Annotated in this window: 10 protein-coding genes; 5 read left to right on the plus strand and 5 right to left on the minus strand. The window is 28.0% G+C overall.

Annotated elements, in window-relative coordinates:
• Window positions 1-236: 236 nt before the first annotated feature.
• From KPL38_RS19830 to KPL38_RS17260, 3 genes are all read right to left on the minus strand, one after another.
• The gene (locus KPL38_RS19830; RefSeq protein WP_246578019.1) at window positions 237-563 is read right to left on the minus strand and encodes a calcium:cation antiporter family protein; all 327 of its coding nucleotides are present in this window, start codon (window positions 561-563) and stop codon (window positions 237-239) included.
• A gap of 78 nt (window positions 564-641) precedes the next feature.
• The gene (locus tag KPL38_RS19835) at window positions 642-845 is read right to left on the minus strand and encodes a hypothetical protein (protein ID WP_246578020.1); all 204 of its coding nucleotides are present in this window, start codon (window positions 843-845) and stop codon (window positions 642-644) included.
• Between the two features lie 213 nt (window positions 846-1,058).
• A complete protein-coding gene (locus KPL38_RS17260; protein ID WP_216290380.1) occupies window positions 1,059-1,223 on the minus strand; it encodes a CD1375 family protein in 165 nt (54 codons plus the stop codon).
• 624 nt (window positions 1,224-1,847) lie between these two features.
• On the opposite strand from KPL38_RS17260, the gene spo0A reads away from it, so the two are divergent.
• Window positions 1,848-2,666, plus strand: a complete 819-nt coding sequence (spo0A, locus tag KPL38_RS17265; protein WP_216290381.1) for a sporulation transcription factor Spo0A — start codon at window positions 1,848-1,850, stop codon at window positions 2,664-2,666.
• A 652-nt stretch (window positions 2,667-3,318) separates the two neighbouring features.
• Here spo0A and ndk read toward each other — a convergent pair.
• Entirely contained in the window at window positions 3,319-3,723 is a 405-nt protein-coding gene (gene ndk, locus KPL38_RS17270) for a nucleoside-diphosphate kinase (RefSeq protein WP_216290387.1), read from the minus strand.
• A 284-nt stretch (window positions 3,724-4,007) separates the two neighbouring features.
• Here ndk and sigG point away from each other — a divergent pair, with 284 nt between their 5' ends.
• Window positions 4,008-4,781, plus strand: a complete 774-nt coding sequence (gene sigG, locus KPL38_RS17275; protein WP_216290382.1) for an RNA polymerase sporulation sigma factor SigG — start codon at window positions 4,008-4,010, stop codon at window positions 4,779-4,781.
• A gap of 161 nt (window positions 4,782-4,942) precedes the next feature.
• Window positions 4,943-5,131: an alpha/beta-type small acid-soluble spore protein gene (locus KPL38_RS17280; RefSeq protein ID WP_216290383.1), complete on the plus strand. Its 189-nt coding sequence runs from the start codon at window positions 4,943-4,945 to the stop codon at window positions 5,129-5,131.
• Window positions 5,132-5,216: 85 nt separating this feature from the next.
• On the opposite strand, the gene KPL38_RS17285 is transcribed toward KPL38_RS17280, so the two are convergent.
• Complete coding sequence (locus KPL38_RS17285; protein WP_216290384.1) at window positions 5,217-5,603, minus strand: thioesterase family protein; 387 nt, start codon at window positions 5,601-5,603, stop codon at window positions 5,217-5,219.
• Window positions 5,604-5,822: 219 nt separating this feature from the next.
• Between KPL38_RS17285 and KPL38_RS17290 the strand changes: the two genes are divergently transcribed.
• Complete coding sequence (locus tag KPL38_RS17290; protein ID WP_216290385.1) at window positions 5,823-6,614, plus strand: NlpC/P60 family protein; 792 nt, start codon at window positions 5,823-5,825, stop codon at window positions 6,612-6,614.
• A gap of 239 nt (window positions 6,615-6,853) precedes the next feature.
• Window positions 6,854-7,552, plus strand: a complete 699-nt coding sequence (locus tag KPL38_RS17295) for a response regulator transcription factor (RefSeq protein WP_216290386.1) — start codon at window positions 6,854-6,856, stop codon at window positions 7,550-7,552.
• The last annotated feature ends 140 nt before the right edge of the window (window positions 7,553-7,692 follow it).

Here is a 7,692-nt window from a genome sequence, read left to right on the forward strand (position 1 = left end):
ATATGTGTCTTTGAATCCAATAAAAGAAGAAGAACTTCTCATTATAGAAAAGGCATCATCATAAAAAAATTAAATGTATAAATTGCGACAACTATGTTGACAAACTCCGGTTACGCCAAGTGCAACTATTTCATATGTGTTAAATATTAGTGCCATAGGTTTAAATAGTAGACTTAATAAAACTAAAATAGGAGCTATAAATAAAATTATTTGTAAACTTGAACCTATGGCGATTTCTATTGCAATGACCATTTTTTTTTGGATACTTCGTGGTCTACTCCGTACAAATCTTTGTGGGTGAAAAATGAAAAATATAAACTACAAGAATAGACTATAAGCATCACTATTGCTATAACTATACTAAGATTTTCATAGTTTACTGGGTTTAAATTTAATGTGCTTAAGTTACCGGTACAGACTGCAGGTATTACTAAACTTATTACTGCTAAAGTTAGCAAACTTACAGAAATATTTACACCCTCTTTAGCGAATTTCTGAGACTTGTTTTTTAAGCCACCCATAAACATGCTTAGTCCCCATACTAGTAATACATTTCCTATCATAGAACCAGCAATAGATGCTTTAACTATATCAAATAGGCCTTCCTTTAATGCAAAAATGATAAGATTAGTTCTGTTACATTACCAAATGTTGCGCTTAAAAATCCCCCCAAGTTTAGCCCCAGTATACTTAGAGAGTTCTTCAGTGACTTGCCCGAGCAATGCAGCTAATGGTACTATTGCAAGTGCTGTTATTAGAAATCGTACACTAGGTCCACCTATGTTTATGTAATGAAGTACAATACTAATAGGTATAAAAATTAATAGATAATATATTTTTTTCATTCTTAAAATCATCTCCCTTTAAAATAGACATTTAGTTATTTTAAACATTATTATTTGATGTGGAACATTCAAGCGTGAGAGCTAGACACTAAGGTGATGGTTTAATTATAACTGATTTTCATCTATTATTGATAAAGATAATTTCTATATAATAACAATATATTCATAACACTTAAATTAAAGACAATAAAAAAAGACTCTTTAAAGTCTTTTTTAGTATATTTTTATATTTGTTTCATTTGGTGTAGGAGTTGTATTGTTATTATCGTGTAATGCTAGATTTGATAAATCTAGCATTACAGCAGCTCTATACCGATCTGGTACTTTTTGAATTGTTCTTAATCCCGACTTTACAAGCCTGTAATACATATCAACCATTTGCGAACTCCCTTTCGTTATAAACGTTTTCAAATCACCAATATTAATAGAATTATATAAGACAGTTATATAGTATATTATTTACATAAATCCATTTAATATACATCCAGTACTATATTAAATAGATTTATTATATTATTGATAATAGTAAGTATGTCTTATTGGCTTAGCGGTAACATTATAAGAAAATCTTCATATAAACTAAAAAGCGAGTAAATTAATATGAACTATTGTAGAAAAAACAAATATAGTCATAATATTGCTTTAATAATCAATTATATTTTATAAATAAATCATAAATACAAAACAAATGAAATAGGCTTTATGCCAATACTATATATTTTATGTTATGATGTAAGAAAAGAATATTATAAATTTATGAAATATTATAATTTCCTATTAAAAATAAAGTTTTGCCATGTTTCGAGCCAAAGAAAATTGAAATATACTCTCATATGGATAGAAACGTAGAAATAATATAGATATTAGTAAAAAGATCTTTCATAATATTTATTATGACAACATTTTTTAAAATATATTTTTGTAAAAAAAAGGAAATGACATTCTTTTGTAGAATTTATAAATAATAGAAAGCAAAACTTAAATATGAAGGGGATTACAAATATGGAAGATTCTAAAATAAATATAGTCATTGCAGATGATAATAAAGAATTTTGTAATATTCTAAAGGATTACCTATTATTGCAAAATGATATGGATGTTACAGGAATTGCAGAAAATGGGGTAGAAGCATTAAAATTGATTGAGGAGAAAAAACCTGATTTGGTAGTGCTTGATATAATTATGCCAATTCTTGATGGGTTGGGAGTCCTAGAAGGATTACATAAAATGGACCTAAATCCAATGCCACGTATAATCGTATTATCAGCAGTAGGTCAAGAAAAAATAACACAAAGAGCCATATCACTCGGTGCTGATTATTATGTTATTAAACCTTTTGATATGGAAGTATTCATTAAAAGAATAAGGCAGACATTGAATAATACTATATGCGGCAATGAGATAAAAAAAACGTTTGTTGATGTTGCAGATACTCAAGTTGAAATTAAAAAAAGTAAAGGCCAACCAGTTGATATGATTGCGCAGATAACTAGTATTATTCATGAAATTGGAATCCCTGCTAATATAAAAGGGTACATGTATTTAAGGACAGCTATAAATATGGTAGTGAATAATACTAGGCTTTTGTCATCAGTTACAAAAGAATTGTATCCATCAATAGGTAAGGAATTTAATACTACTGCGAGTCGTGTTGAAAGAGCAATGAGACACGCAATAGAAGTTGCGTGGACTAGGGGAGAAGTAGAAACAATTAATAAAATATTTGGTTATACTATTCGTAATGAAAAGGGCAAACCTACTAATTCAGAATTTATAGCAATGGTAGCTGATAAGTTAAGATTAGAAAATAGAGTTAGTTAGTTAGTTAGTTGCGTGGTACCAACGTTTAAAGAAAAATCCACATCTACCTATTATTAAAAAACCTTGTGGAATTGGTTTGAAATTGTTTCTAAACCTATAAATATTTATTTTTCAAAGTGATAAACTTTTCTATTTATTGGGTGTGATAAACCAATAATAGGGAGGTTTATTTTTATGGGAAAAATCGACATACAAATTGATTGTTTTATGGATTTTATGGTGTGAAATTTACTAGAATGTTATATGTATATTAAAAATATACATTCTTGAAATGAGTTATATCGAAAAAAAATTACTATAGAATGCAAGAGAGGTGCTATGTTTTCAATCTATATTACCCTATTGGCTGGAGAATAAATAATATAAATCTTATTGTTATTAGTTATTAATCCGAAAAATATAAAACTAAGTATTGTTTATAAATCAAAAACTAATAGATATAAATAGAAATAATGGAAGCTGAATGAGATAGTAAGTTTCTAAAGTAATGTTAGCTTAATTTATTAGGCTACTTTTGTTAAATAAAAAAGAAAATTTAAATTTATTGATATATATACGCACTATACCTCGAGTATAGATTTGTTCCCATATACAAGATGAAACGTGTTGTATATATATATCAGTAAATTCAAATTTTATAAATTTTAATAAATCATTTAAACCATAATTTTATTTCTCTCTCAGCGCTGCTTTTACTGTCGGATGCATGAACAGAATTTTCCCTTCCGTTTATTGCAAATAAATTTCTTATAGTCCCAATGCTTGCTGTCTTAGGATCTCTAGAACCATTTATTGTTCTGATTTTAGAAATTGCATTTGTACCTTCAAATATTATAGCTATAACATCACTTCTTGTTGTATAAGAAACTAAATCATTAAAGAACGGTTTTCCAACATGTTCTTTGTAATGTTCCTCTGCAAGTTCTTTAGAAACAGCGATTTTTTTCATCTTTAATATAGTAAGTCCATTGGATTCGTAAATACTTATTATCTTTCCAACAATGTTTCTTTCTACTGCATCTGGTTTTATTAAAACTAAGCTTTTTTCTATGATAATCTCCTCCAATTAATATTTTTTATTTAATATATTTATATGAAAATATATTAAATAAATATAAATAATGCTCTTTTAAATAATAGCATCAGCCTTATTTATTTAAAAACTTATTTAAAATTTGTTTTATTTCCATTACTATTTTAACACAGTATTTCAACATTAGACTAATTAAATAATATCAAATCAATATTAAATAAATAATTTAAGGTTGTCTTTAGTATAATAAATAAATCATAAGGGCATAATTCGAAGATAATTACTCTTCTGAAGGGAATGATGACCTTATGATGTTTAATAAAGTAGAGATATGTGGAGTAAATACTTCAAAATTACCAAAACTAAAAGAAAAAGAAATGAAGGAGTTAATATTTAAGTCACAAAATGGTGAACCTGGGTGCAGAGACAAGATTATTGAAGGAAATTTACGATTAGTCTTAAGTGTAATAAAGCGATTCAATAGTAGAGGAGAAAATGCAGATGACTTATTTCAAGTTGGATGCATTGGTTTAATGAAATCCATTGACAATTTTAATTTAAGTCTAGATGTTAGATTCTCAACATATGCAGTTCCTATGATTATAGGGGAAATAAGAAGATATTTAAGGGATAATAATTCTATAAGAGTTAGTAGGTCTTTGAGGGATATTGCATATAGAGCATTACAAGTTAGGGACAGATTGACAAATGAAAATAATAAAGAACCTACAGTAGCACAAATAGCAAAAGAGTTAAAATTGCCAAGGGAAGATGTGGTATTCGCTCTAGATGCTTTGCAAGAGCCTGTATCATTATTTCAACCAATTTACCATGATGGCGGTGACGAAGTCTATGTAATGGATCAAATAAGGGATACTAAAAATTTAGATAATAGTTGGCTTGAAAACATATCGATTAAAGAAGGAATGAACAAATTAAAAGATAGAGAAAGGTTAATCCTAAATTTGAGATTTTTTGAGGGAAGAACTCAAATGGAAGTAGCTGATGAGATAGGTATATCCCAAGCACAGGTATCTAGAGTAGAAAAAAACGCATTAAAGCATATGAAAAAATATGTATAGCATTTACATTATAAGAAGTGATTTTTATAAAGTTTTAACATAACACTTCTTATTTACTTTGATTTGTTTAAATAACCATTAATTACTATGAGTATTTTTTATAATAATGCACAATATAATAGTAGAAAAAATAAATATAAAATATAGAGGAGGTTATTTATATGTCAAGAAGTAGAGTATTAGTTCCAGAGGCAAAAGCTGGGTTAAACAAATTTAAGATGGAAGCTGCAAAGGAAGTAGGAGTAAATCTTACCGATGGTTACAACGGAGATTTAACCTCAAGAGAGAATGGTTCTGTTGGAGGACAAATGGTTAAAAAAATGGTTGAGTCTTACGAAAAGAATTTATAAAATAATTTTATCTTATTAAATTAGTATCTATAGAGTAAATACATTATATAAAATGTTTACTCTATAGATGCTTTTTTTATGAAAATTATCGTACTGTTTTTTTTACAAAGTCTTCAGAATTCACTATGTACCTTGTATGAAGTCCTTGACCTATCTTGCCTAAGTCATCAAAAGCTTCTACTTTATAAAACAACTTTTTACCTTCTATTTTTTCAAGTATTGCCTCAGCTCTAACCGTTACACCAATAGGTGTTGATTTTATGTGTTTAACACTAATCTCTATACCAACGGTTGTAAAACCATCAGGTAGTTTTTGTTGTACACAATTCATTGCTGCATTCTCCATAAGAGCAGTCATAGCAGGAGTGGCATAAACGTCTAAACTCCCAGAGCCGTAAGAATTTGCGGTATCATTACTGGTTACAGTAATTTCAGTAGTAAACTTTAAGTCTTTATTTAAGTTGAATTCCAATTTTATCACTCCATTCTATTTATTTTTGTAGTCATAGAGATATGGTATGTTATTATATTAACATACTATGATATTATATTAACACCATTATTAAAGTGTATCAAGCAATTTAATATTGATTATGATAAAAACAAAATATAACTTTATTTAATATGGAATATTTTACACTTTATTGCATAATACTTATATTATACGCAATAAAGTGGTGGTGAGATAAACATGAAAACTAAGAAAACGAGAAAAATATCAAATGTATTTACTGTAACAATGTTATTCCTATTTATTTTTATTATAGTTATTACTGTACATAACAACATTAAAAACACAAAGGTAAATAATGTAGTGAAGATTTCGTCATTTAATTTAAGTGATGATGCTATAATGTATAATACAAAAGTAGTTTCGAGTGTTACTAAAATTAAAACTCAAGATGCAAAGAATGATAATCTTTTAAAGGAGAAAATGCTTAACAGAGCAAAGGCAATGACTGAAGTAAAATGGATCCCTGATTATAATTTACGTGATAAGAATTGTAACTTTACTTTTATTAAAGGAAAAACATATAAGGGGGTACCATATAGTATGGCATTATATCAGGTATCATCCCCGAGAAATTTTTTATCTAAGATTAATAACAGTAGGGTGATTTACGGTAACGACTGTTCTGGATTAGTTAGTACTGCTTGGGGCATAAAGAGACAGACTACGCTTTCTCTTTATAATGATATAAAGAATGGCAATAAAATAGGAAATAAATACGTATGCAAAATATCTTGGGATGATTTAAAGCCTACAGATGCTTTGCTTTTGGATGATGGTAAGGGAAAAGGACATATTATGTTGTATATTAATTCTGATATTAAAAACAGTAATAATTTAAATGTCTATGAACAAAATATATCGACGATATCACCATATGAGCCAATTCCAGTGGCAAGAAAAGATGTAAGGTCTAAAAGCAAATTAATAAAAAAGGGGTATATCCCTATAAGATTAGTTGAAAACATATAATGTACTGACAAACAAGGCATATAAATATAAGGACAGGTGTTATGGATTAAGCCAATGTTCCTATGCTTATTTAACTTATTAAATGTAAAAACTTATTACTAAATGTGGTAAACAATGATAATATTATATAGATAGTTAAGATGTAATTATAAATATATAATATTAAAAACAAATTGGTTATGAAGCATTATTTTAGAGAAGTAACCTTGCACACGAGATATAAAAAGGAGATTATTTTTATGAATTTAATAAACAAGGAACTAATACATATCCTCATTGTCGATGATGAAGAGAGTATAATTGAATTTATAAAAATGGGACTCGAGGCCGAAGGATACGTCGTTCATACTGCTTCTAATGGAAATGATGCAGTCTATTTGGCAAAAAAAATAAAGCCTCAAATAGTTATATTAGATGTAATGCTTCCGGGAATGAATGGTTATGAGGTGTGTTTTGAAATAAAAAAGACCATTAAGACTTCAATAATTATGTTAACAGCTAAGCATGATATAGATGCACGTGTTCATGGATTAAATATAGGGACAGATGATTATATGTCAAAGCCATTTAGCTTTAAAGAATTGGTGGCTCGTATTAATGCAAGACTTAGGAATAGCTTTCCTGAACTTGATGAAGTAAAGACAATTGGTTCATTTGTTATAAATGATGGTGCACATGAAATTACAATGAAGGATAAACTTTTAGCATTATCTCCGACTGAATATAATTTGCTGAAATATTTGCTTTTTAATAATGGGTTAGCTTTAAGTAAACGAACTATTCTTGAAAAAGTTTGGGGGTTTGATTTTAATGGTGAGGAAAATATTGTTGAAGTGTACATTAGATATTTACGAGATAAAATTGGAGACACTGACCATTGCATTATTTGTACCATTCGTGGAGTTGGTTATAAGGTAGTATTAAATGAAAAGAATTAGGAATATATTAAAAACAAAGAGTTTAAAATCCCTATGTGTTAAGATAGTTGTCGTAGAGAGAAATATAGTATACTATACTGTATAGGCTTTACGAGAGGAGCAATAAAACATGGTGAGTAAAATTGGCTATTCTGAAGAAG

The sequence above is a fragment of the Clostridium psychrophilum genome, assembly GCF_018861705.1.
GTDB classification, from domain to species: domain Bacteria; phylum Bacillota; class Clostridia; order Clostridiales; family Clostridiaceae; genus Clostridium_AD; species Clostridium_AD psychrophilum.

What these genes read in the sequence shown, in the direction of transcription:
- KPL38_RS19830 (WP_246578019.1), bottom strand. Translation starts at nt 563, where the DNA reads ATGATAGGAAATGTATTACTAGTATGGGGACTAAGCATGTTTATGGGT.
- KPL38_RS19835 (WP_246578020.1), bottom strand. Translation starts at nt 845, where the DNA reads ATGAAAAAAATATATTATCTATTAATTTTTATACCTATTAGTATTGTA.
- KPL38_RS17260 (WP_216290380.1), bottom strand. Translation starts at nt 1,223, where the DNA reads ATGGTTGATATGTATTACAGGCTTGTAAAGTCGGGATTAAGAACAATT.
- spo0A (WP_216290381.1), top strand. Translation starts at nt 1,848, where the DNA reads ATGGAAGATTCTAAAATAAATATAGTCATTGCAGATGATAATAAAGAA.
- sigG (WP_216290382.1), top strand. Translation starts at nt 4,008, where the DNA reads ATGATGTTTAATAAAGTAGAGATATGTGGAGTAAATACTTCAAAATTA.
- KPL38_RS17280 (WP_216290383.1), top strand. Translation starts at nt 4,943, where the DNA reads ATGTCAAGAAGTAGAGTATTAGTTCCAGAGGCAAAAGCTGGGTTAAAC.
- KPL38_RS17290 (WP_216290385.1), top strand. Translation starts at nt 5,823, where the DNA reads ATGAAAACTAAGAAAACGAGAAAAATATCAAATGTATTTACTGTAACA.
- KPL38_RS17295 (WP_216290386.1), top strand. Translation starts at nt 6,854, where the DNA reads ATGAATTTAATAAACAAGGAACTAATACATATCCTCATTGTCGATGAT.